This is a genomic window from Plantibacter sp. VKM Ac-2880 (assembly GCF_015351235.1).
Lineage (GTDB): Bacteria > Actinomycetota > Actinomycetes > Actinomycetales > Microbacteriaceae > Plantibacter.
This window is the reverse complement of sequence record NZ_JADKSJ010000003.1, coordinates 82,491-107,898: the sequence shown is the minus strand read 5'-3', so window position 1 is coordinate 107,898 and position 25,408 is coordinate 82,491. Positions and strand designations below refer to the sequence as shown.

35 protein-coding genes and 1 pseudogene are annotated in these 25,408 nt (G+C 64.8%); 22 read left to right on the top strand and 14 right to left on the bottom strand.

The window, feature by feature from the left end; all coding sequences use genetic code 11:
• Positions 1-195 precede the first annotated feature (195 nt).
• From ITJ57_RS19180 to ITJ57_RS19165, 4 genes are all read left to right on the top strand, one after another.
• Positions 196-594 (top strand): hypothetical protein, encoded by a 399-nt coding sequence (locus ITJ57_RS19180; RefSeq protein ID WP_194671653.1) that lies wholly within the window; start codon positions 196-198, stop codon positions 592-594.
• Positions 595-712: 118 nt separating this feature from the next.
• Entirely contained in the window at positions 713-1,216 is a 504-nt protein-coding gene (locus ITJ57_RS19175; protein WP_194671652.1) for a hypothetical protein, read from the top strand.
• A 359-nt stretch (positions 1,217-1,575) separates the two neighbouring features.
• Positions 1,576-1,935, top strand: a complete 360-nt coding sequence (locus tag ITJ57_RS19170) for a hypothetical protein (RefSeq protein WP_194671651.1) — start codon at positions 1,576-1,578, stop codon at positions 1,933-1,935.
• 83 nt (positions 1,936-2,018) lie between these two features.
• Complete coding sequence (locus ITJ57_RS19165; protein ID WP_194671650.1) at positions 2,019-2,546, top strand: macro domain-containing protein; 528 nt, start codon at positions 2,019-2,021, stop codon at positions 2,544-2,546.
• Here ITJ57_RS19165 and ITJ57_RS19160 read toward each other — a convergent pair.
• Entirely contained in the window at positions 2,539-3,051 is a 513-nt protein-coding gene (locus ITJ57_RS19160; protein WP_194671649.1) for a hypothetical protein, read from the bottom strand. The genes ITJ57_RS19165 and ITJ57_RS19160 overlap by 8 nt on opposite strands.
• Positions 3,052-3,171: 120 nt before the next feature.
• Entirely contained in the window at positions 3,172-3,633 is a 462-nt protein-coding gene (locus tag ITJ57_RS19155; RefSeq protein WP_194671648.1) for a hypothetical protein, read from the bottom strand.
• A gap of 217 nt (positions 3,634-3,850) precedes the next feature.
• Here ITJ57_RS19155 and ITJ57_RS19150 point away from each other — a divergent pair, with 217 nt between their 5' ends.
• From ITJ57_RS19150 to ITJ57_RS19140, 3 genes are all read left to right on the top strand, one after another.
• Positions 3,851-4,162 carry a hypothetical protein gene (locus ITJ57_RS19150; RefSeq protein WP_194671647.1) on the top strand — a complete coding sequence of 104 codons (312 nt, stop codon included), beginning with the start codon at positions 3,851-3,853 and terminating at the stop codon, positions 4,160-4,162.
• A gap of 204 nt (positions 4,163-4,366) precedes the next feature.
• Positions 4,367-4,726, top strand: a complete 360-nt coding sequence (locus ITJ57_RS19145; protein WP_194671646.1) for a hypothetical protein — start codon at positions 4,367-4,369, stop codon at positions 4,724-4,726.
• A gap of 26 nt (positions 4,727-4,752) precedes the next feature.
• Positions 4,753-5,067, top strand: coding sequence for a hypothetical protein (locus tag ITJ57_RS19140; RefSeq protein WP_194671645.1), 315 nt, complete (start codon positions 4,753-4,755; stop codon positions 5,065-5,067).
• A gap of 33 nt (positions 5,068-5,100) precedes the next feature.
• Here ITJ57_RS19140 and ITJ57_RS19135 read toward each other — a convergent pair whose 3' ends face one another.
• Positions 5,101-5,469, bottom strand: coding sequence for a hypothetical protein (locus ITJ57_RS19135; RefSeq protein WP_194671644.1), 369 nt, complete (start codon positions 5,467-5,469; stop codon positions 5,101-5,103).
• A gap of 134 nt (positions 5,470-5,603) precedes the next feature.
• Between ITJ57_RS19135 and ITJ57_RS19130 the strand changes: the two genes are divergently transcribed.
• Positions 5,604-5,996 (top strand): hypothetical protein, encoded by a 393-nt coding sequence (locus tag ITJ57_RS19130; protein ID WP_194671643.1) that lies wholly within the window; start codon positions 5,604-5,606, stop codon positions 5,994-5,996.
• Positions 5,993-6,523, top strand: a complete 531-nt coding sequence (locus tag ITJ57_RS19125; protein WP_194671642.1) for a hypothetical protein — start codon at positions 5,993-5,995, stop codon at positions 6,521-6,523. The genes ITJ57_RS19130 and ITJ57_RS19125 overlap by 4 nt, the downstream gene beginning before the upstream one ends.
• A gap of 106 nt (positions 6,524-6,629) precedes the next feature.
• On the opposite strand, the gene ITJ57_RS19120 is transcribed toward ITJ57_RS19125, so the two are convergent.
• A complete protein-coding gene (locus ITJ57_RS19120; protein ID WP_194671641.1) occupies positions 6,630-6,884 on the bottom strand; it encodes a hypothetical protein in 255 nt (84 codons plus the stop codon).
• A gap of 328 nt (positions 6,885-7,212) precedes the next feature.
• On the opposite strand from ITJ57_RS19120, the gene ITJ57_RS19115 reads away from it, so the two are divergent.
• On the top strand, positions 7,213-7,776 hold the full coding sequence (locus ITJ57_RS19115; protein ID WP_194671640.1) for a uridine kinase: 564 nt from the start codon (positions 7,213-7,215) through the stop codon (positions 7,774-7,776).
• Positions 7,777-7,962: 186 nt separating this feature from the next.
• Here the strand turns inward: ITJ57_RS19115 and ITJ57_RS19110 are convergent, their stop codons facing one another.
• Entirely contained in the window at positions 7,963-8,610 is a 648-nt protein-coding gene (locus tag ITJ57_RS19110) for a GNAT family N-acetyltransferase (RefSeq protein ID WP_194671639.1), read from the bottom strand.
• Positions 8,611-8,921: 311 nt separating this feature from the next.
• On the opposite strand from ITJ57_RS19110, the gene ITJ57_RS19105 reads away from it, so the two are divergent.
• Both ITJ57_RS19105 and ITJ57_RS19100 read left to right on the top strand, forming a co-directional pair.
• A complete protein-coding gene (locus tag ITJ57_RS19105) occupies positions 8,922-9,485 on the top strand; it encodes a GNAT family N-acetyltransferase (protein WP_194671638.1) in 564 nt (187 codons plus the stop codon).
• A gap of 156 nt (positions 9,486-9,641) precedes the next feature.
• Positions 9,642-9,815 carry a hypothetical protein gene (locus tag ITJ57_RS19100; protein WP_194671637.1) on the top strand — a complete coding sequence of 58 codons (174 nt, stop codon included), beginning with the start codon at positions 9,642-9,644 and terminating at the stop codon, positions 9,813-9,815.
• Between the two features lie 282 nt (positions 9,816-10,097).
• On the opposite strand, the gene ITJ57_RS19095 is transcribed toward ITJ57_RS19100, so the two are convergent.
• Entirely contained in the window at positions 10,098-10,376 is a 279-nt protein-coding gene (locus ITJ57_RS19095; RefSeq protein WP_194671636.1) for a hypothetical protein, read from the bottom strand.
• A gap of 342 nt (positions 10,377-10,718) precedes the next feature.
• On the opposite strand from ITJ57_RS19095, the gene ITJ57_RS19090 reads away from it, so the two are divergent.
• Positions 10,719-11,057 carry a DUF3846 domain-containing protein gene (locus tag ITJ57_RS19090; protein WP_194671635.1) on the top strand — a complete coding sequence of 113 codons (339 nt, stop codon included), beginning with the start codon at positions 10,719-10,721 and terminating at the stop codon, positions 11,055-11,057.
• Between the two features lie 331 nt (positions 11,058-11,388).
• A pseudogene (locus ITJ57_RS19085) lies at positions 11,389-12,596 on the top strand (IS110 family transposase).
• Positions 12,597-13,053: 457 nt separating this feature from the next.
• Here the strand turns inward: ITJ57_RS19085 and ITJ57_RS19080 are convergent.
• A complete protein-coding gene (locus ITJ57_RS19080; RefSeq protein ID WP_194671634.1) occupies positions 13,054-13,491 on the bottom strand; it encodes a GNAT family N-acetyltransferase in 438 nt (145 codons plus the stop codon).
• Between the two features lie 166 nt (positions 13,492-13,657).
• On the opposite strand from ITJ57_RS19080, the gene ITJ57_RS19075 reads away from it, so the two are divergent.
• The 4 genes from ITJ57_RS19075 to ITJ57_RS19060 are packed head-to-tail and all read left to right on the top strand — an operon-like array spanning position 13,658 to position 15,018.
• Positions 13,658-13,894, top strand: a complete 237-nt coding sequence (locus ITJ57_RS19075; protein WP_194671633.1) for a hypothetical protein — start codon at positions 13,658-13,660, stop codon at positions 13,892-13,894.
• Between the two features lie 41 nt (positions 13,895-13,935).
• A complete protein-coding gene (locus ITJ57_RS19070; protein ID WP_194671632.1) occupies positions 13,936-14,220 on the top strand; it encodes a hypothetical protein in 285 nt (94 codons plus the stop codon).
• 54 nt (positions 14,221-14,274) lie between these two features.
• Positions 14,275-14,538 (top strand): hypothetical protein, encoded by a 264-nt coding sequence (locus tag ITJ57_RS19065; protein ID WP_194671631.1) that lies wholly within the window; start codon positions 14,275-14,277, stop codon positions 14,536-14,538.
• A 3-nt stretch (positions 14,539-14,541) separates the two neighbouring features.
• The gene (locus ITJ57_RS19060) at positions 14,542-15,018 is read left to right on the top strand and encodes a hypothetical protein (RefSeq protein WP_194671630.1); all 477 of its coding nucleotides are present in this window, start codon (positions 14,542-14,544) and stop codon (positions 15,016-15,018) included.
• A gap of 15 nt (positions 15,019-15,033) precedes the next feature.
• Here ITJ57_RS19060 and ITJ57_RS19055 read toward each other — a convergent pair whose 3' ends face one another.
• From ITJ57_RS19055 to ITJ57_RS19040, 4 genes are all read right to left on the bottom strand, one after another.
• On the bottom strand, positions 15,034-15,246 hold the full coding sequence (locus ITJ57_RS19055) for a hypothetical protein (RefSeq protein WP_194671629.1): 213 nt from the start codon (positions 15,244-15,246) through the stop codon (positions 15,034-15,036).
• Positions 15,247-15,291: 45 nt separating this feature from the next.
• The gene (locus ITJ57_RS19050; RefSeq protein ID WP_194671628.1) at positions 15,292-15,624 is read right to left on the bottom strand and encodes a hypothetical protein; all 333 of its coding nucleotides are present in this window, start codon (positions 15,622-15,624) and stop codon (positions 15,292-15,294) included.
• A 731-nt stretch (positions 15,625-16,355) separates the two neighbouring features.
• Positions 16,356-16,601 carry a hypothetical protein gene (locus ITJ57_RS19045; RefSeq protein WP_194671627.1) on the bottom strand — a complete coding sequence of 82 codons (246 nt, stop codon included), beginning with the start codon at positions 16,599-16,601 and terminating at the stop codon, positions 16,356-16,358.
• 45 nt (positions 16,602-16,646) lie between these two features.
• Positions 16,647-17,339 carry a DsbA family protein gene (locus ITJ57_RS19040; RefSeq protein ID WP_194671626.1) on the bottom strand — a complete coding sequence of 231 codons (693 nt, stop codon included), beginning with the start codon at positions 17,337-17,339 and terminating at the stop codon, positions 16,647-16,649.
• A 1,330-nt stretch (positions 17,340-18,669) separates the two neighbouring features.
• On the opposite strand from ITJ57_RS19040, the gene ITJ57_RS19035 reads away from it, so the two are divergent.
• From ITJ57_RS19035 to ITJ57_RS19020, 4 genes are all read left to right on the top strand, one after another.
• Positions 18,670-19,338, top strand: a complete 669-nt coding sequence (locus ITJ57_RS19035) for a response regulator (RefSeq protein ID WP_370582508.1) — start codon at positions 18,670-18,672, stop codon at positions 19,336-19,338.
• A gap of 170 nt (positions 19,339-19,508) precedes the next feature.
• Positions 19,509-20,858, top strand: a complete 1,350-nt coding sequence (locus ITJ57_RS19030) for an efflux RND transporter periplasmic adaptor subunit (RefSeq protein WP_194671624.1) — start codon at positions 19,509-19,511, stop codon at positions 20,856-20,858.
• On the top strand, positions 20,855-21,562 hold the full coding sequence (locus ITJ57_RS19025) for an ABC transporter ATP-binding protein (protein WP_228507592.1): 708 nt from the start codon (positions 20,855-20,857) through the stop codon (positions 21,560-21,562). Before ITJ57_RS19030 ends, ITJ57_RS19025 begins: the two co-directional genes overlap by 4 nt.
• The gene (locus tag ITJ57_RS19020) at positions 21,559-22,737 is read left to right on the top strand and encodes an ABC transporter permease (protein ID WP_194671623.1); all 1,179 of its coding nucleotides are present in this window, start codon (positions 21,559-21,561) and stop codon (positions 22,735-22,737) included. The genes ITJ57_RS19025 and ITJ57_RS19020 overlap by 4 nt, the downstream gene beginning before the upstream one ends.
• Positions 22,738-23,610: 873 nt before the next feature.
• On the opposite strand, the gene ITJ57_RS19015 is transcribed toward ITJ57_RS19020, so the two are convergent.
• The 3 genes from ITJ57_RS19015 to ITJ57_RS19005 all read right to left on the bottom strand — a co-directional run bounded on the left by ITJ57_RS19015 (position 23,611) and on the right by ITJ57_RS19005 (position 25,277).
• Positions 23,611-23,829, bottom strand: coding sequence for a hypothetical protein (locus ITJ57_RS19015; protein WP_194671622.1), 219 nt, complete (start codon positions 23,827-23,829; stop codon positions 23,611-23,613).
• Positions 23,830-24,135: 306 nt separating this feature from the next.
• Positions 24,136-24,732: a TetR/AcrR family transcriptional regulator gene (locus tag ITJ57_RS19010; RefSeq protein WP_194671621.1), complete on the bottom strand. Its 597-nt coding sequence runs from the start codon at positions 24,730-24,732 to the stop codon at positions 24,136-24,138.
• Positions 24,733-24,761: 29 nt separating this feature from the next.
• Positions 24,762-25,277: a hypothetical protein gene (locus ITJ57_RS19005; RefSeq protein WP_194671620.1), complete on the bottom strand. Its 516-nt coding sequence runs from the start codon at positions 25,275-25,277 to the stop codon at positions 24,762-24,764.
• Positions 25,278-25,408: the final 131 nt, after the last annotated feature.

The window sequence follows — 25,408 nt, the reverse complement described above, 5'->3', positions numbered from 1 at the left end:
AACCCAACACCCGAAACAGAAGTAAAAGCAACCCCAAAAACAGAAGTGAACGAACCAAAAAAACGGCGGCAGGTCCGAAAGACCAGAGAGCACGACGAGAGCGGCGGGGCAGCCGACACAGCGCAGCGCTCCAGTGTCAGAGGGTGCGCATAACGTTATGAACGTCAGATCTACCAACGCAACGAAGGAGACACCATGTCCACGACCATCGCCCCCGCCTTCGACGGCAAGACGATCCTCATCAAGACCCAACCCGCGCCGGAGCGGTTCAACAGCGTGCACCGGAGCAAGACGACGGCGTGGGCGCTGGGGGGCTCGGAGTTCACGACCGAGCGCGGGGACGCCGCACGGCTGGCGGTCCACATCTACACGTCCCACGACCGGAACCGGCGCGTCTACCGGAGCAAGACCATCCGGGTCACTGAGGAGCTGCGCGGCGTGGAGCGCTTCCTCATGTTCGACGAGCCGTCGCCCCTGCAGGCGGTTGAGGTGCCCGCCGGGGCGCGGTACTCGCGGAAGGCGCTGGAGGAGGCTCACGCGGCGTTCCTGGATGACCTCGCGGCGTGGGCGTACAACCAGGACCGATCCATCTAGGCCAGCGGGCGCGGGGCGGCCGTCGTGCCGCCCCGCGCTCCTGGCGCCGGTTCGAATGTCGGTGGCTACCCGTATCTTTAAGAACGTCAGATTTACCATTTCGAACAAGGAGAAACGCATGACGTTGACACTCGACACCACCGCCCCGACGATGACCGTTGGACCCGCGCCGACCCCGGCGCTTGCAACCCCTCCCGCGCCCGTCGTGACCGACCGTCGTCGCCTCGAACTTGTGGAGACCATCGACGCACAGCGCGCGGAGATCGAGCAGCTGCGCGCCAACCTCCGCCGGGCCGAGTACGGGCAGATCACGGACGGCGGCGACAGCCGCCTCACGGCATTCTGGGAAGCGGCGATGGAGATCGCCACGGCGAGGAGCTTCTGCGAGCAGTACGACATCATCGCGGAGGAGATGGGCGGGCCGCGACGCGATAGGGAGTTCACCGTGTCACTCGAAGTCTCCGCCACGGTGACGGTCTACGTGAACGCCACCGGCCACGACGAGGAGGCCGCCGCTCAGTCGGCCCGTGAAAACCTCGAGACCTACGAGATCAGGGACGCCGTCAATGCGGGCAACCTGTCCGAATTCGAGGTCACCGATTGGAGTGCCGAGGAGGTCTAGCCAGACGTGGCCGGGGCGCAACGCCCCGGCCACACCCCGGATTCGCGGTTGCATTCTCTCCCACGGGTCTGTATAGTTATAAACGTCAGGTTTACAGCTAAGGAGAACACAAGATGACCGCACACCACACCATCCCCCCGGCCCACACCCGCTAGACGGGCCGCCGGCGTCGGACGGCGCCCTGGGGCCGGCTACAAGCCGGGGACCCCGAAACCGCCGCCGCGCACTCTGCCCAGCGAACGAACCGCGATCGATCACCTCCCCCCCCCCCCCCCCCCCCGTTTCTGTGGCCGCGCTGCGCCGGAAACTCGGGGCCTCTACCGGCGCTCGCCGCATCCTGTTCTCGTCTGGAGTACCGCATGACCCACTCACCCGCCCTCCTCCGCACCTTCCTCGCCCATGTCGCTGCGACGGCCGAGATCGCCTCACCGCCGATGCACTCGGGCCTCCACGAGGACGTCGTGGACTTCCTGGCGGTCACCACCTGGTGCGCCGACCTCGAGTCGCCGCTAGAGCGGTTCGAGCCGACGCCCAGCAACCAGTGGCTGAGCGCCGGACTCGCGGCCGCGGTCGCCTACCGCTCCACCCCTGAGGGATCGTCGATGGCCCACCCCTTCGTGCTCGCCGTGTTCGCCGAGGGCGACGTGACCCGCTACCGCTTCGCCCGATTCGAGGACGCCACCCACGCCGGTCGACTGTGGTCGATCGGACTCATCTGACACCGGCCTGAGCCCCGACACCAGAGCCACGCCCCGACCGCCCACCAACTCCGGCGAGCGCCGACACCGTCAGGATGGATCTCATGACCTCTTCCGCTGTTCGCACACCACGAGTGGCTCTCGAACGCGTCGTCGGTGACCTGTTCGAGATCTCTGCTGACGCGCTCGTGAACCCGTGGAATCGGAACTACGTGCCCCGGAGTCTCTACCGCCCCGGCGGGGTAAGCGGGCAGCTCCGCAAGCGCACCGGTGAGGCCCCCTGGATCGACCTCGCACGGCACGGGACGCTGCGCGTCGGCCAGGCGGTGCAGACCGGCCCGGGCGACTTCGATCGGGTGTCCATGCTCATCCACGTGGCCGGGTTGCACTGGTACTGGCGGGCAAGTGCCCGAAGCGTGCACGAGTCGGCCCGTAGCGCCGTGCTGATGGCTGCGGAGCACGGCGCGCGGTCGATGACCATGCCGCTGATCGGGGCGGGCACCGGTGGGCTCAGCGTCGCCGAGTCGCGCTCGCAGATCATCCGGGCGCTCGAGCGGGTGAGCTGTGCGGAGGGCGATCCGCTACGCGTGGTCCTGGTCGAGCAGTCGCCTCCGGCTCCGGGGCTCAGCTAGGAGCGAGGAAGGCCCCGACGAGCACCCACACCGCAGCAGTCACACCGACGACGACTGACGCGAGTTCGAGCGCATCTCTCCGGTGGCCCTTGACGTCAGATTTCAGCAATGCCTGGATCACGACTTCGATGAAGATAGCCACCGCAACGAGTGTTGCGATGTACCTGACTGACATCAAACTGTCAGCCAGTAGACCGGCCAGTGCTGCCGCTGCTACTGGTGAGAAGAACCCCCAAGCTACGAAGAACTTGTACCGCCGAATCTTCTTGACTTGCGGCGTAGAAGAGCCTTTCGCCACAGCAGTAAAGGCGAGAATGAGCGCTGCCAAGAGGAGCGCCAAGCTAACAACAATGGCGACTGTGGACCATGGTTCGATGGCAAGAACGGTCTTCGCCCATACTCCTCCTGCGCCCAAAACGGCGCCAGCGACGAGCGTTATCAGACTGCGCTTCGCCGCATTGAAGTTCTCATCGGTGAGCGGAGATTCATCCGTGTCCTCTGGCACCGGTTCTGCGGCGGGCTGTGGCGGATTCGATTGCGGTGCTGACATTGTTCCCCCGAACAATTCGATGTGATTTCTGGTGCTCTTGTTGGCTGCGGGCTGATCTGCCCCGGAATGCGGCGATTACTCGCTGTAGATGTCTTCCATGCCCGGGGCGACGACGTGCGCGATGACGGTTCGGCGGACGTGGTGCCATCGCCAGAACACCAGCAGTGCGGGCACGATCATGAGGCTGCCGATGAGCAGTAACCCCAGACCGAACGTGGCGACGCCAGCGAGCCCAGTGAGCCCCACACTCGTGAGGAGGAGTGCCCAGTCCCAGCGGACCATCGAGCGGTGTTCCTCTGGCGTGACGATGAGCGCTCGCCGCCATGCGAAGTGGTTGAGGATCTCGCCGCCGCACGCTTTCCATAGGCTGCCGTCGGCGGCCTGGAAGGTCGAGTCGCGCTTGACGTCCGCGATCGCCGGAACGTCTGCGGGCAGCCGTTCCGTCGGTCGGTAGCCGCCCGAGACGAACTGCCCCGGCGCGACGACGTCGCGGTCCTGGTCGTCCTCACGCTCAAGCCTGCTTCGGTCGTCGCTCATGTCGACTCTCCCCTGCGTCACGTTGACCGGGGATCCGCCAGTACCGACGTACCGGCCAGAGCATCCCCGCCAGCACTCACCCACCAGAGCGCTGTAGCCAACACCGTAGCGCGACGCGCTGACGCAGCCTCGGACGGTGTCGTCGAACGGGTTGCATCACGCTCAACGCGCGTGTATATTTATAAACGTCAGATTTACACACCGCAGGGAGCTAGACATGCCGAACCTTCACCCGTACGAGCACACCACCGTCGCCCAGAACAAGGCCCACCGCGCCGACCTCACCTGGGCGAAGGTCGGCCGCTCCGAGTACCTCCGCTCCGACGGCGTCACCATCCGCAAGTCCACCCGCACCAGCTCCGCCTGGTGGGAGATCTTCCTCCCCAGCGGCGAGCGCGCCCAGCTGACCATCGATGGCACCTCCTACGCCTCCCCCGCCGCCGGTCCATCACTGACGATCGCGAAGAGCTGGGCCGAGGCCATCACCGCCGACACCCCGGCATTTGTCCCACCCCGCCGCGCTCGCTGAATTGCGGCGAGCGCCCTACCAGCCGGGGCGCTCGCCGGATCTTCCAGCCTGGGCCACGCCATGGCCCTCCTCGACGCCGGTGAGCGTCCCTGCCCCCATGGGGCCGCTCACCGGCCCTAACCCCCCAGACGGCGCCCTGCGCCCGCTCAGGGGCATTTCCCGCCCCACCCGACCATCTCTCACGCTTCGACGATTGGACACTCCATGACCACCACAACGACGCCCGCAACCACGGGGCCGGCGATCGACGAGGATCTCCCGCGTGCGATCATCAGCAGCCCGGCGCTCGCGACCCCGATCGTGCTCGACACGGTGGACACCTCCGGTGCCGCTCAGGTCGTGGAGCACGACGCAGCGGAAGCGCTCCTGAACGCCTGGAGCGATCACCAGGGGCGCATCGCTCCGGAAGCGATGTCCACCTGGTCGTGGTTCGAGCACGTCGACGCGTTCATCCTCGGGTGGGTCGAAGGTGGCGAGATCCGGCAAGACAAGTGGCTCGCCAGCGGTGACGGGTTCTACCTCGCCGACTGCCCGCTGTCGATCTCCGTCAACACGATCCTGTGAGCGCCGCCCAGCACCCCGCTGCGCACGTGACGCGGCACGATGACGAGCCGGAGCTCGACACGCTTGAGCGCGCCGTCTGGCGTGCAGATCATGCGGTGGCCCTGATCGCCGACGACGTCGACGAGGACACGACTCGCCTCGCCGACGTCCTCGCCGATCTGCGCCACTGGGCCAGCGCTCGAGGTGTCGACTTCGACGAGAGCGCCGGTGCCTCACACGTCGCAGCGTCCAGGGACCTCGACGACTGGCTGATGATGTCGGTCTGCCTGGACACTCCCGACGGGGAGCACCTGGTCACCCACGGCTCCTGCGATGCCTGTGGGCGGAAGAACCTCGCCTGACAGCGCGGGGGGTCGCAGACGGCGTGACGACGCCTAGGGGCGGCCCGTCTCGCGTCCGTGGCCCGTCCGCGCCCATCGAGCCTCCGTGTCGTAGATCTTGTCGAACTCCTCGACCGGGGGCTGGGCTGCGCCGTCCGGACCGGCCAGACCGACATTCGCCCACACCGTTCGAGCCTCCTCGTCGATGTGCCACGTTCCGAGTACCTGATACCCATCCGCTGACAGCACGGTGGGGGCGCTTACGAGCACAGCGGAGGCCAGCTCTGCATCGAGCACCACCACGCAACTCTGACCCTGCTCCCCACCTCGTCCAGCCGTCGAGTAGGCCCGCATCGTCCAGCCGAGGGTGTCGTCGTGGACGATTTCGAGGCTGCCGAGGGTGTCGAGGCCGTATCTGGTCATGGTCGTCTCCTGACGTGTTGGGCAGCCACTCTACGTGCGCCCTCCGACACCCGAGAGTGGACACCCGGCCTTGCGCGCACTGCTCCAATGGGGTATCGTTATAAACGTCAGATTTACCGATCAGAGGAGCAACGATGACCCAGCCCAACACCCACCCCGAGCCCACCAGCCCCGACACCCTCGACCAGGCTTGCGACATGTTCCTCGAATGGGACCGCAGCGTCTACGGCACGATGAACGTCGCCGAGGGAATGATCCTGTCCGACCTGTTGGCCAGCCTCGGCCGACCCGACGTCGCCGAGCACATCGCCCGCAGCGTGTGGAAGGCCGAGGACGAGACCGAGGCCGACCCGCTGCCCTGGGCGAATGGCCACGGCAGCCGGAAGACCGAGCAGGCCGTCACCTTCGAGGACCGGTACGAGCGGATGGGCATGGAGCAGTTCCACTTCACCCCGCGCCCCAACCCGTTCGACCTCCCCGACGTCGTCGAGTTCTGGGCCGCACAGGGCGAGGAGGGTGCAGCGTGAGCGCCGCCGAACTGCGCGAGCAGATCATCGAGCTGCGCGAGACGATCGGGTCCAACCCCCACCCCGATGACTTCGTCGGGGAGCGGGAGGATCTCGCCGCCCTCGAGGCGCAGTACCTGGCCGTCACGACCGAGAGCCAGCGGAAGGCCGTCGACGGCGAGGGCGGCGGCATGTTCACCCCGCACGTCGACGGCGACGAGGTCTCCTTCACCACCCCAGAGGGTGACCGGTTGCCGTTCACGATCTGGGCCGGATGGTCCTCGACGAGCGTCGGCCTGCCGCTCGTCACCGTGGACACCGAGGGCGACCTCGAATCGCCCGCAGGGCCGGTCCTGCGGATCTCGCTGAACGATGAGTCGATCTACGAGCCGGAGGCTGCGAGCGAGCCGTCTGCGGCCGCTGCGGGGCAGAATCGCGGCGACGTCGCGTGGTGCCAGGCCGAGAACGCCTCACGTGTCTTCGACGGCGAGCGCTGCACCTCCTGCGGCGCGGACTGGCAGACCGGCGAGGTTCCCCCGGCCGCGTGAGCGACGCCGGGGGCCGAGTTCACCTCACTCGGCCCCCGGCGGGCAGCAGCTCTCGCGCCGCTCAGATAGCGCAGCCGCACGCGCGAGCGCGAAGGTCGCCTCCTCGCTAGTCGCCGTACTGGAAGTACCCGTTCCAGTAGCCGTTGTCGCTCGGTGCGCAGTGCTGGATGTTCCTGATTCTGAACGCGGCGTCCTGCTTCTCCCGGATGGCGTTGGCGAGCTTGTATTCGCATTCGTCCTCGTTCATGACCCCGACGCTGTAGCCCGTCCAGGGAAACGCCTGCGCCGGTGCCGCCGCGACGATCCCGACGCCGCTTGTGCACGCAACAGCGAGCACGAGGGACATGATTCGATTTCTCATCTTCATTGCTACTCCTCCGATTGGTCGAACACCCGCACGCTACCGACCGCCCAACAGCCGAGCGATGGGCAGTGCTCCCCATACGTAGGACAGACGCGCCGACATCGTCCAGGGATCCGCCGCAGCTGCCACGGTCTCCGGGCTCGCTCGCATTGTAGGTTCCCGATTGAGGCGGCGGACAATGCTGCCATTTCAAAGAGGTTGGCCGCGCGTTCAGGGCAGAATTCCATGCGAAGTTACGCGTACCTACACGGCTGAGGGTTGATACGCTATCGGGCGACTATGACGCGAAGTAATGTGTCCACCGCACCAACCGGAAGCCGAGAACATGACTTCTCCCGATCCGACCCTTATCGAGTCCATCGCGCAGCACGCGCTTAATGCACCCGTCCCCGGCGTCCGCATCATCGGCGTGGACGGGCCGTCCGGATCAGGAAAGAGCACCCTCGCTCGTCCCCTTGCGGGACGCCTAAACGCGCCCGTCATCGAGGTCGACGATTTCGTGTCCTGGGTCGACTTCTCCGGATGGTGGCCGCGCTTTGAAAAGCAGGTACTCGAGCCGTTGCTTGCCGGCGATGACGCCGTGTACCAGCGCCGAGACTGGGCCGGCGACGAGTTCGGGAGCGGGCTCGGCGAGTGGCGGACGGTACCGTGGGCCTCCGTCGTCGTGGTCGAGGGCGTCACCTGCACCCGCGAGGCGGCCGCTGATCACCTTGCCTGCCGCATCTGGGTGGAGGCCGCGGCCGAAGAACGGCTGCGGCGGGGCCTCGAACGCGACGGTCACGGCGCGACGCACCGCGGCCGTTGGAAAGCGTGGATGGACGAGGAGGACGTTTTCTTCCCAACGGACGGCGCTCGCGCTCGGGCCGACTTCATCGTCACCACCGGCTGACGACACCTGCGCAGAGACACATCTGGCCGCTCAGCGACCGACGTCGCCTAGAACACACTCGAACATCAGTGGCATAGAGGAGCTGTCAGCGACGTCAACGCGAGCGGATTAACACCATCCGCTGACCTACCTCCCTGCAGGGCCGCGGCGCCTCGCGGAGCGGCGCCGTTACGGACCTTCCGCACGCTAGCGGCTCGCCCCGAAGTGGGACAGACACGGCTGCACGCCGGATGCGGCCACCTCTATCCGGTCAGCACTGAGCCAATCTGCGCGGTCGAGGCGCAAACGATCCGAGACGAGCACCTCCCCGTCGCGGACGTCTCGCGAGACCCCATCATGACGGTACCCGAGACGACGAGATACCCCTTGAGAACCAGCATTGTCCTGGAAAACCTCAGTGAGGGCGCTCTCGGCCTGCAACTCCTCGAAAGCCAGGTGCAGCAGTGCCGCACGCGCCTCAGTACCGTACCCGCGGCGGTGGTAGGCCATTCCGAGCCATGACTCGGTCTTTACCTCGCGACGTACGCGGAACTCATGTGCCCGAAGCGCGACGATCCCCACCGGCTGATCTTCAACGAAAACACCCAGTTCAAGGGCCCACTCATCGGGGGTCCATTCTCCGCGCCGAGCCCAGTGCTGTTGGAGTACGTGCACGGCTCGCTCCTGCGCAGTCCCCTCCGTCCAGGGCATCAGATACGGACGCTCACCCGGCCGATGCACACCCGAGGCGGCCACTCCGGCAAGAGCCACCAGTTCATCTTCGCTCGGGGAACGGAGGGCGACGCGCGCCGTCGTCAACCGCAGATTCAGAAGAGGCCAGTAATCGATGAGCACGCCGAAATCCTCTCACGAGGCCCCTGCCGTTCCTCAGTCGGCGGTACCTACGACGCCGGCGCAAGCGGGTCGACGCGGGCCCTCCGTTCAGCCTCCGCACAAGGCTAGGGCTATCGACACCCAACCGGATCGTCTCACCGGAGCCGCGCCTATCGGGCCTATTGGGCGGTCGAGGTCGTCGCCGAGCATAGTGATCGCGCACTGAGCCCTGGCCCAGGGTGCCAGCCGCGCTGAGAACGGCAAATGGCCAACGCACGGTGTACTCGGCAGCAATCCACGGGCCGGTTTGCGCCCGTGCCACCATAGGAACCATGAGCCGTGACCTCCTCGTGCTTCCGACCCTCGCCGGTGACCGCATCACGCTTCGAGCGTGGCGGACAACGGACGTTGCGATCGTTCAGGAGGCGTCCGGTGACCAGTTGATCACCGCGCTGACAACCGTGCCTCAGACGCCGGGGGAACCGGAGGCGCTTGCCTTCATCGAGCGTCAGCACGAGCGACTGCGGTCACGCGAGGGCTACGTCTTTGCGATTGCCGATGCCGAGGACCGGGCGATCGGCCACATCGGGCTCTTTCCCGCTGGCGACCGATGGGCGCGAGCCAGCATTGGGTACTGGATCGGCCCGTCACAGCGGCGGCGCGGCTACGCAGCGGACGCCCTGACGACCCTCACCGCCTGGGCCGTCCAACTCGACAGCCTGGACCGGGTGGAGCTATACGTGGAGCCGTGGAACGAAGGATCGTGGCGCGCCGCAGAACGAGCGGGATATCTCCGCGAAGGACTCCTCCGAGCTTGGGAACGCGTAGACGGCTCCCCGCGAGACATGTACATGTACGCGCAATTGACCAATCGCATTCAAAGACCGGACCCGTGATTCACAATTCCAGGACACGTGGCAAAACGGCCAACTGCCCGCCACGCACCCGTAGGAAATGCCATCTCCACCTGGAACCTACACGCATCTTGCGATCAACCCGCGGCATAGGTATAGTTATAAACGTCAGGTTTACAACTAGGTGAGGAGCAGCACATGGCAGCCGAAACGATCGAGGTCTTCGTCCCCGGGCAGGGCGCCGGCGAGGACACCCAGCACGACCCCACCACCGGGAAGCCGTGGACGCGGGAGACCGCCGAGGCCGCCGTCCGGTGGGCAAGGCTCCACGGAATCGACGCCGAGATGAGCGTCGCCGACACCGCCGACTGAGGCCCAGCCGGGCCGGGCCGGGCCAGGCCGGGGGTCAGCCTGCCTGATTCCCCGGCACCGGCGGGTTGCCGCCCATCAGTGGAGCCTTCCACGAACCTGCTGGAGTCCACACTCACCACCCGTGAGAACGCCGCGGAGGTCTACGTCGACAACCCCAAGCTCGCACCGCTCACGCAGCCCTGATTCCCTTCTCCTGTTCGCCGGGGCCGTTCAGCGGCCAAAGTTCGCCTGCATCATCACGAAGCCCACACCCCGTGACCGCACCATCGGCACCCCGCGACCCTATTCCGCAGGGGACTGAAGATACCCTTTGCCTCCCTGAGACAGCTCGATGTCCTCGTCCGTCGTTGTATCGATGCAGTTGCGCCGCTCGTTATCATCGAGCTCGACCTGTTGCAGGCCCTCGGACGCGAGCAAACGACCGACCAGCACGGTGGTGGATTCGTCCGGCTGTTCCGTGAAGTCGATGATCAGCGGCGTACCGTTCACTTCGGTCATATCGGCCCATTCAGGCAAGGCCGACCGAGACAGCGCACCGTCAGCGATCAGGTGCCGCAGCACCTGGACATCGCAGTAAGCAGCCAGGGACGGGACGGATCTGGCGGCACTGGTTGACGGCTGTGGATCGGAGCTTTCTTGGCTGCACCCGGCAAGTGTCCACGGGAGGAGGCAGACGGCTGCCGCGAGACAGAGACCCGCTCGGCGTGTTCCGCTGCTCCTCACGGGAAACACCAGACCAATTGGGTCACGTCTCGCCCTTCCCCGTCTCGAAGCTGATCTTCATCGCATTCCAGTATGGATCGCTCAGCTTCACCATCGTGCAGCGCGCGCGGGTTGCACCCATCACCCCGAGTTGGTATAGTTATAAACGTCAGATTTACCAATCACGAGGGAGAACACCCCATGCGCGCTATCCGCATCAACACCGACGACACCATCGAAACCATCACCATCACCGACGGACCCGACCGACTCACCGAACTCCAGCACGCCATCGGCGGCCACATCGAAGTCGTCAACCTCGCCGACGGCCTCGACCTCATCGCCGACGAAGAAGGCCTCCTCACCCGCCGACCCTTCAACTACTACGGCACCCTCATCCCCCGCCTGTTCGACATCCCCGTCCAAGGCATCGTCGGCAACGTCCTCCTCGTCGGCAACCGAGGAGAAGACTTCACCGACGCCCCCGACACCGCATACGACGTCCTCGACACCCTCGGCCACCACCTCGACCGCAGCTGACCACCACGGGCGCTCGCCGCACACCCGGCGAGTGCCTCGAGCGCCGCTCGATCGACGAACGAACCTCGATCGATCTCCCCCCGTTACTTTCTTCCTACCCGGTTGAGGAGGGATCCTTGGAGGGTGTTGGCCATCCCGGGCTCGGCATGATTCCTGCCCCCTGTCGTTGATGATCTGGGGGTGTTGTCACCGAGCCTGGTTTGGCGGCAGGGGAATCGCTGATAGGGACAGGGCCTGGACTCGTCCGAGTGTCGTTCGTATCGTGGATGTCGAGCTCCGCCGCTTCTTGGTTCGGCCAACACTGCAACCGAGTTCGGAAGGGGAAGGGCTGATGGAAACAAGCATCATCGGGCACGACAGCGTCGACGTGTTCATCGGTGTCGATGTCGGCAAAGGCGAGCATCACGCGGTCGCGATCGACCGCGCCGGGAAGCGCTTGTTCGACAAGGCGCTGCCCAACGACGAGAGCAAGCTGCGCTCGCTCATCGACAGTTTGAAGCGCCACGGGACGCTGCTGTTCGTGGTCGATCAGCCGGCCACGATCGGGGCGCTCCCGATCGCGGTCGCGCAAGCCGCTGGGGTCCTGGTCGGCTACTTGCCGGGGCTCGCGATGCGCCGCATCGCGGACCTTAATGCGGGAGAAGCCAAAACGGACGCGAGAGACGCGACCATCATCGCGGAGGCTGCTCGCTCGCTCCCGCACGCGCTCCGGTCGATTCAGCTCGCGGACGAGCAGGTCGCGGAACTGAGCATGCTCTGCGGCTTCGATGACGATCTCGCGGGGCAAGTCACCGCGACCAGCAACCGCATTCGGGGCCTGCTCACGCAGATCCATCCAGCACTCGAGAGGGCCCTGGGTCCGCATCTCGATCACCCCGCGGTCGTTGATCTCCTGCAGCGTCATCCCACGCCAGCCGATCTCGCGAAGCTTGGCCTGACTCGTCTCGCCAATCGGCTCGTGAAGCTCGCGCCGCGCCTGGGCAAGCGCCTCGCGGCCGCGATCATGCAGGCGCTCTCTGAGCAGACGGTCGTGGTTGTCGGCACGAACGCCGCGAGCGTCGTCCTGCCGCGCCTCGCGAAGCAGCTCGAGGACCTCCGCACGCAGCGGGCGGAGATCGCGGTCGAGGTCGAGCGGCTCGTTGACGCGCACCCGCATCGCCGGTCCTGACGAGCATGCCGGGAGTCGGCGTCAGGACCGCAGCGAGGCTCCTCACCGAGGTCGCCGGGAAGTCGTTCGCGTCAGCCGGCCACCTCGCGTCTTACGCCGGGCTCGCGCCCGTGACGAGACGCTCGGGATCCTCGATCCGGGGCGAGCACGCCTCCCGGCGCGGGAACAAGATCCTGAAACGGGCCCTGTTCCTGTCAGCCTTCGCAGCACTCAGAGACCCGGTTTCGAGGTCGTACTACGACCGGAAGCGCGCGCAGGGCAAGCGCCACAACCAAGCCCTCATCGCTCTCGCGAGACGACGCTGCGACGTTCTCTACGCAATGCTCCGAGACGGCACCATCTACCAGCCACCCCTAGCGCTTGCCGCTTGACAAGAACCATAGGCCCCCCCCCGCTCAGCGTGCATCCCGCACACACCCGACAACTTCCAAGCCACCATCGAACGGACGGACTCCACATGCCGCTATGGGTCGACGCAGAGGGCAAACATCCTCCCCCTCGAAACCGGAATGCTCTACCTCGGACTCCTTACGATGTTCATCGAATCCTCCGCCATCAGCAGACACATCATCGACAGGCCCCGAGGAACCAGCAGCCCCAGTCTCGGAACAGCGACGTCCCTGATCCTGACCGGCGTCGTCCTGATCATGAGCCCCCACCTGATACACCTCCTCGACGGGTAGACACCGCCGGCGCCTGCACACCCGGCGAGCGCCCCACCAGCGCTCAAGACGAACGAACCTCGATCGCCCCCACCGGAATGCTGTACCTCGGACTCCTCACGATGTTCCTCGGAGCCTCTGCCACGCGGTCGCGGTCTGAGTTCGGTCAGGACGCGGCGAGCGGACGCGACCAGGCTACTTCGCGGCCCAGCTGCCCGGTCTGCTGGAACAGACGCACCTGATGCGTGTCAGCCAGCGCCTCAGCTAGCTCGTCACGATCGGCGGACTCGAAACCCAAGCTCTGCCAGAACGGTCCCGACCGGCGGCTGAATAGCCACGCCCTCATCGCGCCCTCCTCGACCGCACGCTCAAGCGCGAAGCTCGCAAGAGCACTGCCTCGGCCACGTGAGCGCTGCGTCGGGCTGACCGCCACGCTCCGGATCAACACATGGCGACCGTCAGTGCTGATCTCGTACCCGGTGCTGCCCACGATCGTGCCACTTTCGTCACGCTCGATCCACAGTCGCACGCTCGGCGCGTCCAGACCGCTCAGCGTGAGATCGACCTCGCCCAAGAACGCCGTCAGGGCCTCGACGTCAGCCATCCGGCACTGCTCAAGTTCCACACCACAAGTCAACCATCCGAATCGGTCTCGACTTGACGAAAGACATAGGCCCCCGCTCAGCGCGGCCCCCATCATCGACCGGCAACGCCACCCCCACGAACGGATCAGCCATCCCAGCGACGGTGGCTGGTGAAAGGATCAGCACATGAGCGAATGGGATATCGACCTCGCAGCGCTCCTCACCGGGAATCCGCTACCGATGGTCCTCGGGGGCGGGATCTTGCTGCTCCTGGTCGTCATCTTCCTCAGCGAGCTCATCCAGACAATCAGCTACAAGCGCGCCTCTCGCCACCACTCCGCGGAGGCCTACCAACAGCTCGCAGACCGCCAAGCGTTCCACGCCATCGTCCAGGAGAACTTCGATGACAACGACAAGCAGTAGCACCCACGGCGCTCGCCGGGTCGAGCTGGCAGACTGACGGCATGGTCCTCTCCGATCTCGCGTGGATCTTCCTCCTCGTCGGCGTCGGCTTCGCGGCCGTCGGCGTCGTCCTGGCACGGATGATGCGTCGCCCGTCCCTTGCGACCGCTGGCCTAACCGTGGCGACGCTGGGCATCCTGGGCAACATGGTGATCAGCGCGATCACGGCTACAACCGTGCTGCAGTGGGCTTTCGTCGCGATCACGGCTGGCCTCTTTGCGTACATTGTGAAGATGCTCATCGGCATGTTCCGAGCTCGTAAGCGCAGGACTTCGACGGAGCAGTAACAACACCCCCGAGCGGTGATCGCGCATAGGCTGACGGCAACCGGGGGGGGTTGCATGGCCGACATTTTCACTGAGCTACGCGCGGGGATCCGCGAGCAGCTGCAGCACACTGGCAGCGCCCGCGCCGTCCTCGCCGACGTTGCCGTGTCGGCGCCCGAATGGCGATCGCCCGCACGAGCTGCAGCGCGCGAGCTCGGCCGCAGCGTGCAGACGCTCAACGAGGGCGACGTCGTCTCGGCGCACCTCCGAGACTGGCCAGCCAACGCGAAGGAGGAGCAGATCCTCCAGGCCCGCATGCGACGCGCGGTGCAGGGATGACCCGTGCGTAGCGTAACCACGCTGTGGCGACCACTCGCCGGTCGCCGACCTGGCCGCGCGCACCGGACCATCCGCCATGGTGGCCGGCGGTTCTACCTCGAGCACACCGTCCCGACGTCGGTGCCGTACGTCGAAGGAACCCTGACGCCGCGGCCCCGCATCGTCGGCACCTCCCAAGACTTCACCGGTCACACCATCCGGACCGAAGCCGAACTCACCTTCGTCCGCTGGAACGACGGCTACGGGCGCTTCAACTCCATCCGAGTACCGCAAGAGCACCACCGGCAGGGAATCGCCACAGCCATGGTCCTGGCGCTGTTCGACACCTACCCAGACACGAGATGGCACAACAGCCACCTCAACGACCACAGCGGCCCGTTCTTCGCCCGCATCCACGAGCTGCAGCCTCACCGGATGGCACCCGTCGACGTCGCCGACGACGGGACCTACCAGCCAGGAACGTTCACACAACCCGACTGACCTGCACCACCAGGCTCAGGGCAACACCTTGGACCAGTGAGCACGCATGTACCGCACACGCCCGATGTTGATCTCACCCGGCTGAACATCGAGCCAAAGCGCAGCGAGCAACCGGGCCTCGGAACGGACCTCCGACCGGTACTTCATCTGCCCGACACAGCCGAGCTCGTGGATGACGAACACCCACCAGCCGCCATCTTGAGTGGTGGAAACGGTGAAGTTGCGCATGGCCGACCTCGAGGGGGACTCCGGCGCTCGCCGAAGATCACGACCCTACCTGTTCTGCGCGCCATCACGCGGCCCCTCAGGAGGGGCGAACGACGACCGTCTCGACGATGCCGTCGGCTTTGAGACCAGCGCGGTCGTCAGTAGCTTGCCGTCTGGGCTGGCACAGGCGAACTCCCCACCGTCGTAGGTGCCCCTCCAGTCGTATGCACCAGTTGGGCTCTCCGTCGTCTCGGTGACGGCCGTGTTGCTCTCCATGGTGCCGGTGTGTTCCGCGATCGCGCTCTTACACTCATCGAGCGCAGCCAGCGTGGACGCGCAGCCAGCAAGGGCCAGGGCGACGAAGGCGGTAGCGATGGCAGCTGAGGCGTTACGGTACATGCCCGAATCCTAGGACTGCTCGGCTGGAGCGTTCAGAGTCTGAACGCGTGGAGACAGCGGCCCCCGACCGAAGCCGAGGACCGCTGCGGAGTGACTACACTCCCAGCACCATGAACCTCACGACTGCGATCAAGATCGGGACGACCGTCGAAACGGTCAGTCCGATCATCCATCGAGCGCGAGAGTCAGCACCGCAATGAGCGCACTTGGCTCCCATTTGCATACCCCTTCGTCAAAGTCAGGCGACGAGGATGGTGGTTCTGCTCGGTGCACTGTTCGTCGACTCGCGGCGGTTCCACCTGTGCCCGTGCGGGCTCGTGAGAGCTCGTGCGAACCCGTGTGGAGTTGCGTTGAAACCTGCGAACACGTAGGATTTCCGTAGTTCTAACCGGGAAATCACCACTCGATTCCCAAGCTTTCTTCACCGGAAGCAAGATCAAGCGCAGACTGCAATCTGCGCTTTTTTCTTGCCCGGAACCGGCCACCCTGACTGCATGATCGGCCCGTCTCTCTATTCTCGCAGACGGCTCGGGCAGCTAACCAGGCAGATCGTCCGGTATCGGCCGGCTTACCCGGCCGGATATCGCGCGCATCGGTCCGTGGGTTCGTCCGACTTCGTAGCGCTGGAGCGGAAGCGGCCTTGTGCTGCCGTCGGCGCTCAACGTCTGAGCGCCGGAACGTAGCTGCAGATCCTCCCGGGAAACTGTTCCAAGGTTGTGTACAACGACTCGTCAGTCGACGACGCGGAGCGAAAGCACGATCTGATCGGCTGTCACGAGACCGTCGAGTGTTGCTCGAGCGGACAAGTAGTCGCGCCCTTCGGCCTCGACCGTGCTGGTTGCAGTGGGACGGAACACCGCGGTGCCCACGAGGTTCCCGTCGACGCGGCCTCTGCCACGCAGCGCTGCGAGCTCATAGCCTTCCGGCTCCTCGACAAGCACCGTGGATCGCATGCCGGCGACATCAGGTGCCGACACCTCGATCCCAATGTGGCGGCGCAGTCACGCTGCCATCAGTGGCCGTTAGCGATCTCGATAGAAGGCGGCAAAGGCGAGGGTCTCGTCGCTGTTGCCGGTGAAGACGGTGCGGTTGACGAGGACGGTTGGCACTTGGGTGATGGCCATGATGCTGTCTGTGGCGGTGAGTGGGCCGGTCAGCGCCAGACGGGTGTGCTCGTCAACCCAAACTTGGTATTGGGCGGTGTCCTCAGCGGAGACAGGCGAGGATCCCGCATCGACGGCCATCTGTTGGAGCTGCGTGTCCGTCAGCCCGGTGGAGTTTTCGGCGGGTTGTTGCGCGTAGAGGGCGATCAGGAAGTTCTGGGCGTCGTCCGGCGATTGTGCCGCAACTGCGACGAACATGGCGGAAGCTCGTGTGGAGTAGCTAGTGCCCTGTGAGAGCCTGTTCAGCACCGCTAAGGGGTGCACACGCAGGGTTGCGCGGCCGGCCGTGGCTTCGGCGAAGAGCATCGGGCCCGAGGTCTCCTCGAAGAGTTTGCAGAATGGGCAGAGCGGGTCGATGAAGAGGTCGACGACTTTGGGGCCTGAGCCGAGCTCTACGTACCCGTCGTCGAGGTGAACGGCTCCACGGACGCCCGAGGGCGTGGTTACCGGCGCGGCAGTTGATGTCGACGTAGTGGGTTCTGCTGCGCACGCACTGAGCACGCACGCCGCAACGAGGAGTGCTGAGAGGGTGAAAAATCGGCGAATCTTCATGAAGCGATACCTCGGATCGGAACGAATGTTTGCGAAGAGGAGAAGTCCTCGGGGAGGGCATAGTCGAGATCTCGGATTTGGTTGAGTTCAGAGTGCCCCAAGTAAGAAGAGGGCGCGGCGACCAGACCATGACGCGCTATTCCCGGAGCGCGCGAGAGCGCCCCGGCGGGTGACGCTCGACCCTCGCCTCAGAACTGAGGCTTTGCACCCGGCCCCCGAGCGGGTAGGTTTGACAGTTTCTCCTCTGGGGCGGGTGTTTTCTCGCGCCCATCAGCAGCCACAGCTCGTCGAGTCCTCGTCGAGCCCCGAGATGCATCGCCAACGCAACATCGCCACCTCTCCCGCGCAGCCGTGTCGCTTTCCAACGAGTGGATTATCGCTACGGCCCCGCGCAAACGATTCAAGGCTCGCGTCGGCGTCGCCGTTCTCGCCACCCCGAACGCCCCATTCGCCGGCTCACCCAGGGCAAGCACCACCGCGGCATCGGCCCTGCAAGACACGGGCCTCGTCACCGTCGCCGATGGAACCACAACTTACAACGGCGAGCTCGTTGCGTCATGAACCGCCGGATCTTGGGTCTCCTAGTAGTGCCCCAACCCCAGCCCAGTAGGTACCAGAACATCCATCAAACCCTCTGTGGGACCCTCCACTTCGAGATATCCACCCCGAAACGATCGGGCGACAGCATCCGCGTGCCCTGCTGGTGCCTCATCGGGCGCTCACACACCTACGAGGAATGGGCTGCGGTTGGAGGGCCCGCCCCTTCAGGAAGGCCAGCGACCAGTGCGACGGACTGACAGCCGCCCAGCTGCGGCAACGATCTGTGACGCCCTCGCCGATGTCCTCGATACTTCAAACAACCAACCGCGAATCCCCACAGTCGTGTGCACCGTCGCAGCGTGCCGAGGGAGACCCTACCCACGCACGATCCGGCCTCGCAGCGTTGCTCTCCCCACCCGCACACCCGTCTCAGGATCAGAGGATCTCTCACCTGTGCACAAAAAGGCAAGCCGTCCTGGTCGATGCACCACCCCATCCAGCATCTTCGCAGCGCACGCAACAGCGCGCCGTGGTTGCTTGAGCGCGCGACACGATCCAGATGCAGCGCCGACCCCGCGCGGCCTCGTGGCGCGCAGCCCCCACCACAAGGACTCTCTATGCATTCCAGCTCCACTCGACATCCCTCAGCCGGCTTGATCTTGATTGGCGCTCTCAGGGCGTCCGTTGACGCACCGCGGACAGAGGACGCGTCGCTGGGAGCGCAAGCAGGAGCCCTGAATCAGGGCGTCTCCCCCTCGTGCTGTGCAGCCTCATGATCAGACTGGCCATTGTGGACGACGAGGCACTCGTGCGCGTCGGCTTCGAATTGATGCTCGGGTCGGTGCCTGACATTGAGGTTGTCGCCTCGGTCGACGGCACACATGCCGTTGATGCTCTGAGGCGCACCAGGCCTGATCTGGTGCTGCTCGACGTGCGAATGCCCGGACGCAATGGTCTCGAGGTGCTCGATGAGCTGATGGGGTTTGACATTCCTCCGGTGGTGGCGATCCTGACCACGTTCGACTCAGACGAGTACATTGCCCGCGCATTACAAGACGGCGCTTCCGGGTTCCTCGTGAAAGACACCGACCCGGAGCGTCTCCCGGTGCTCCTGCGCGCACTCGCCGCCGGAGGCATTGTCCTCTCCCCACAGGTGTCTCGGACCCTCCTCGGGCGAATCTCCCGGAGAGGGTCCGAGGATGCTGTCCGGCGGATATCAGGTCTCACGCCGCGAGAGGTCGAGGTGCTAGCACTGTTGAACACCGGTGCGTCGAACCACGAGATCGGCGACCTGTTGCATCTCAGTCGTGCCACGGTGAAAGATCATGTCGGCGCGATACTTCGGAAGCTCGATGTGGCGTCCCGGTTGGAAGCCGCACTTGTCGCGGATCGCGCCGGATTAGCTCTAGACGAATCGGTCTCTTCACGGCGAGAGCGTCCACAACGATCCGGCCGGTGACACAGATACTCTGGACAGACCCCGGCAGCGCTCTAGCTGCTTCGGGCGCATAGCCAGCCAGCTGGCGGGGAGGCACCCCCGCCTTCGCTACTTCCGCATCATCCTCACGCTTGACCTGTAGTAGACCCTCGGAGGATGTCCTTCGGCGGCGAGGCTCGTAACGTGCGATCATGCCTTCTATTACGTCGTCTGACCCTGAACAGGTGCCTGGCCTCCTGGACGATATCGATCACGATGTCGCAAGCGGCGAGGATCACGCAGCGTCCTCTCTCGACGGCGCCAACCGTCGGCGTAAGTCTTGGCTCGTCGCCAGCTCGGCTGCCGTGGTGCTCATCGTCGTGAGCTTGGTCGCGGTGTTCTTCAACCCGTTCGCTCGTGCACCCGAGGAGCAGGTTGCGACCGCAACGGTCACGACCGGGACGGTCACGACAACGGTCGAAGCGAAGGGCTCAATCACTGCGGCCTCAACATCAAACGTCGCGTTCGCAAACCCTGGCACCATCACCGGCATCGCTGTGTCCATCGGGCAAACGGTGGCGGCAGGACAAGAACTTGCGACAGTCGATCCCGCAGACGCTGACCGGGCGTTGCAGAAGGCGCAGAGCGCTTTGAGCGCCGCGGAAACGGCGCTCAGCAATGTTCGCGCTTCGTATTCCGCGGCGAGCAACGCTCTCGACGACGCTCGCGCAGTGCTCGCCAGCACTCCGGCTGATGCGCCAGAGTACGCAGCGAACGCCGCATCTCTTCGTGATCAGGAAAGCGCTCTGCCCCTGAAGGACACCGAAGTCGTCAATGCAGTGATGGTTCGAGACGATGCGGCACGGGAGGTCGAGGCAGCGAAGGCAGAGCGGGACAAGACAGTGTTGAAGGCGCCCATCGCCGGTGTCGTCACTGCGATCAACGCGACGGTCGGTTCAGTCACGGCCGGCGGCGGGAGCAGCAGCAGCTCTACGGCTGCCGATCCTGCCGAGGGATCAGGGTCGAGCGTATCCGCTGCGCCGAGCGGCTTGATCACCATCTCTGATGTGTCTTCACTCTTCGTATCGGCCTCCGTTGCCGAAGCAGATATCGGGCAGGTCGCGCTCACTCAGGCCGCGAAGGTGACGCTTGCAAGTGACGCATCTGTCGTCCTCGATGGAACGGTCGTATCCATCGCACCAACACCGCAGACCAACGCAGCAGGCGTCGTCAGCTACGCCGCGGTGATCCAACTTGCGGGTCCTCCCCCGACAGTGAAGCTGGGACAGACCGCATTCGTCAGTATCGTGACAGCCAGCTCGGCTGACGTCCCGACGCTCCCGGCTACCGCCGTGACCGTCACGGCTCCGGGAACCGGGACGGTCCTGTTGGCTCCGAAGACGGCCGGAACGGCCGGCAAGACGATACCGGTCAAGGTGGGGCTCTCGGGAGGCGGCGTTATCGAGATCACCGACGGGCTGAAAGACGGCGACGTCGTCCAGCTCACGATGCCTCCAGCCGACGATACGGGCGGCATGACTGACGGGAGCAGCTTCGAATGAGCGTGTCTTCTCCCGCGATCGAGCTGGATCAGGTCCGACGAGTCCATGGAACAGCCAGCAGCTCGGTAGCCGCCCTGGACGGCGTCAACCTGGTCGTCGCAACCGGTGAATATGTCGCTGTTATCGGACCATCCGGTGCTGGTAAGTCCAGCTTGCTTAACATTCTCGGGTGCCTCGATCAGCCGAGCTCCGGTTCCCTGTGGATCGCGGGACGACGGGTGTCCGAGCTGCGTGAACGGGAGATATCGTCCATACGAAACGCCGAGATCGGGTTCGTCTTCCAATCGTTCAATCTGATTCCCTCGCTCACTGCGCTGGGAAACGTCGAGCTCCCCCTGGCGTACGCCGGGGCTGGCCGCCTCGAGCGACGGAAACGCGCTCGCGAGGCGCTCCACCGAGTCGGCCTGCATGGCAGGGAGAACCACCGACCCAACCAACTCTCGGGCGGCCAGCAGCAGCGAGTCGCCGTGGCTCGAGCCATCGTGAACCGCCCGACCTTCATCCTGGCCGACGAACCCACCGGCAACCTCGACTCGCACGCGACCCACGAAGTACTGACCATCTTCGATGAGCTACACCGCGCAGGTGCAACCGTCGTCGTGATCACCCACGAAGACGAAGTGGCGGCCCGCGCACAACGAGTCATCGTCATGCGAGACGGACGTATCGAACGGTCCTACAGCAACGAAACAGCGATCGCATGAGGCCCCTCGACCTCACCGCCGCAGCTCTTCGCAGTCTGCGCGGCAACCTCACCCGATCCGTCCTGACCGTGCTCATGGTCGTCATCGGCGTCGGCTCGGTCATCACCCTCGTCGCCGTCGGCAACGGAACAACCGCCCAAGTCAACGCACAGATTGCATCACTCGGGGCCAGCGCCATCTCGCTCTACCCGGCGTCCGACGAACAAGGCACAACGACCTCACCCCTCACACAGGCCGATGCCGACGCCCTCGCCTCCGACCCGCTCGGCTCCGACATCAACCTCGTAGCCCCGACAGTGAACGCCGAAACGAAAGCCGTCGCAGGCACAGCATCGGCCTCACCGCTAATGACCGGCACCACACCCGACTACTTCACCATCACCAACGCCCACCTCACCGGAGGCCGCCTCTTCACAAACTCCGACCCAGCGGACGTGGCCGTCATCGACGCGACACTGCAAACCAAACTCTTCCCCGACGGGACATCTGCTCTGGGCAGGACCATCATCGCAGCCGACATCCCACTACGCATCGTCGGAGTCCTCGCACCCACCGCAGCCGACACGCAGTTCGCAGGAGGTGACGGAGCCATCTACGCACCGATCAGCCGCGTGCAAGCCAGCCTCACCGGCTACAACGACCTCGGAACGATCGCCATGAGCGCGACCAGCCCTCAAACAGTCAATACGGCCAAAGCACAAGCAACAGCCATCCTTGCCGCCCGCAACAAACCCGAACCATACTTCTCATCGTCAGACGAGCTCCGCGAGATGCTCGGCGGAGCCCAAGAGAGCCTCAATAGTCTCCTTTCCAGCATCGCATCCATCAGCCTGCTCGTCGGCGGAATCGGCGTCACGAACGTCATGCTCCTAACCGTCCGAGAACGCACCCGCGAGATCGGGATCAGAAAGGCACTCGGCGCCCAACCCGCCTCCCTCGCAGGCCAGTTCGTCCTCGAAGCAATGGGACTCAGCATCGTCGGCGGTGTACTCGGAATCGGAGTCGCACTCCTCGCGAGCCTGTTCCCCATCAACGGCGTCATGCCAATCGTCGACGGGCGCACCGTCGCGCTCGCCGCCGGACTGTCAATCTTTATCGGAGTCTTCTTCGGCACCTACCCAGCTGTGAAGGCGGCGCGAATGAACCCCGTCGAAGCCCTCCGCGTCGGCGTCTAGAGGGCGGTCCGGAGGCTGTCTTCGATCAGTTGTGGGGCTTCCAGCGCGGAAACACCGGCCCGTTCGAGGAGCTTCGAGGAGGTCGGGGTGAGCGTGACGGAGAAGACCACGTCGGGGGGCGTTCCGCGGCCTGTTCGGGCGCGCCCGGGCGCTGTGGCCTTTTAGGCATGTGGTCGAGAATGTAGTCCCGGTTTGTCTCCACGTCGATCTGCCAGCGTCCGCCGACGAGCTCAGCGATCAGCTGGCCTCGGCGAATACTGGATTGAATGGAGGTGAGTCTCACGCCCAATCGCCGCGCAAGCTGTAGCGTTCCAACCGGCGCCTCGAAGCTGTCGAGGAAGTCTTGTTCCACCGCGACTCGAAGCGCACGCCTCGCGGCATCTCGGGAACGTTGTCGTGCTGTGGAAGTCATCGCTCCCCTTCGGTGAGACGGATAGAACAGCTGACCGGACGAAAGCTCCCTTCGCACGAGGGAGGCGCGAGTGTGATCGGACGGAAACGATCGCCGGCCTTGCATTCCTGCACATCGGGGACGGCTTTCGTTGTTGAGAGTTTCAGCTGCAAATCTCCCGCTCAGGACGGTCCGTCCCCGCTGCGGGTCGACTCGTGTGCACATCTCTGTCAACTCTCGCGTGCCCGATCGGCAGCCGAGTAGCTCGCCACGTGCGCGGGCGAGCCGCAACCATCATCAGCGTCCCGACAAGAGCCATCACCCCAATGACCACCGACAGCGCACAGATCATCATGTTCGGGTCGGCATTACGTTCACCGCCGAGCCTACCCACCTCCAAAGCAGGCGAGCCTGCACCACGAGCAGTGCGCGTGGAGACGGAGCATTCCACAGACTTGTGTTCAATGAGTTCGGTATGCGCATCATTCGACAAGCCCCACCAAGGTAAGTCCCGCCACGGCGAAGAGTACAAGAAGAGCGAAGCCTCCGGTGACTGCGATCATGATCACTGCAAAGACACCACCGATAAGCACCCCGATAAGCGCGAACGGCCGTATCAGCAGATGATCAACTGCAGATCTCCAGAACGCCATCATGCGATGCGGATTCCGATCCATCGCCGATCGATGCAGGTCAGTCAACGGAGAGGACCTTCCCATAGACGCACGGTCGGCCGGAATCGAGCCATTCGGCGTAGGAATGGTTGGCGTCGATGTTGCACCAGCACCGCAAGCGAACAATGCCCGCTGTACGTTTCGTGGGCAGTATTTCGAAGTGAGGTATTGCTGACAGCATCGATGGCGGAGTTGATGACACGGTAGTTCTCCAGGTGGGGCGGGGGCTGAGACGTCTACCTAAGAGAGCTTCCGATATGCGATTCATGACGCGGATCCGAGCAACACTTGCCACTTCCGCAAACTTACAAATCCGACACATATTGTCTTTCTTTACTCGTTATCGGAAGGCTCGCGCGTTTCGATCGTTTGCTGCGTCGGGTTGAGGTTGAGTACTGCATCGAGTACCGCCATCGTGGCCTGTAGGTCCACTTCGCTTCGTGTCACTTCTCGTCGGATGACGTCGCACACCACTGCCGCTATGGCGGCGGCGGCTTCGGCACGTGTCGGAGGGTGTGCTGTTCTGATTCTCGAGGTGAGGTACTCCCCAAGACTGTGGAAGAGTGCGCCGGAGGCGGCGGGATCGGTGAGCGCGGTCCGATACACGAGGAGGTGGGTGTTGACGTGGCCGATGGCCGAGACAACCGCCCGTTGGAGTGCATCCCTCGTCGAGCTTGCGCTGGCACCTCCGGTTTCCTCGGTTCTGGATAGGGCTGCGGTCATCGCCGCGTTCAGGAGGGTGGTCGGGTTTTCGGTGTGGGCGTAAAAGGTGGAGCGGTTGACACCTGCCCGTTTGACGATGTCGCCGACGGTGATGTGCGTGGAAGGTGTTTCAGAGGCGAGATGAACCGCTGCTGCTGAGAGATTGGCTGCGGTTCGCCAGTATCGGGCATGGGTGCGTGGCAGCGCCGTGAACCGGGGGTCCTTCATGCGTCTCAGTGGAGATTCGGCGGGCATAGTCACAGTCCGCTGACGTGTCTGATCGTGGGCGGGTCGTCTCGGCTTGGTTTGAACAGCGCGGCCGCGGCGAGGTCCTCGGAAGCAGTCCGGGTTGGTTTGGTGAGGAGCGAGTACCGGACCAGGGCAGCGATCAACTCTGACGCGTGGTAGCCGATTACTCCGCCAGGATCAGGGCCGGCAAGTTCGATCTGTCCTGACGTCCGCCACAACTCGAGCTCGCGGACGGTGACGTGCGCGAACTTGGCGAACAAGCTGGGTTCGACGAGCCCATCTACTCCGAGGCGGGTGCGAAGGGTGCCCGGCTTCACGTCGAGCGCGTCAGCGATCGCGTTCGCCGGCAGGCCCGCACGGGTGGCGCCCTCGATGAGGTACCGAGTGGTCCGGAATGCGACCCGCCGGGCTGCGCCATGTGACTGCTCCTCGTGTCGTCCCGCAGCGCGCAGTACATCGATGACGAGTTCTCGGGCGAGCGTGGAGTCCAGCGTGGTGAGGTCGGGGGTGTCGTGGAGCGTCATTCGTCGTCCGTTTCTGTCCTCAAGGTTGCTGCTGGGGTCGTTGCTGGTGCATACCGGCGCCGGAGCCGGCCAAGAAGGACCCCCGCGGTGCTGGCGGCCATGATCAGGCCGGCGAGACCGAAGGTCCAGGG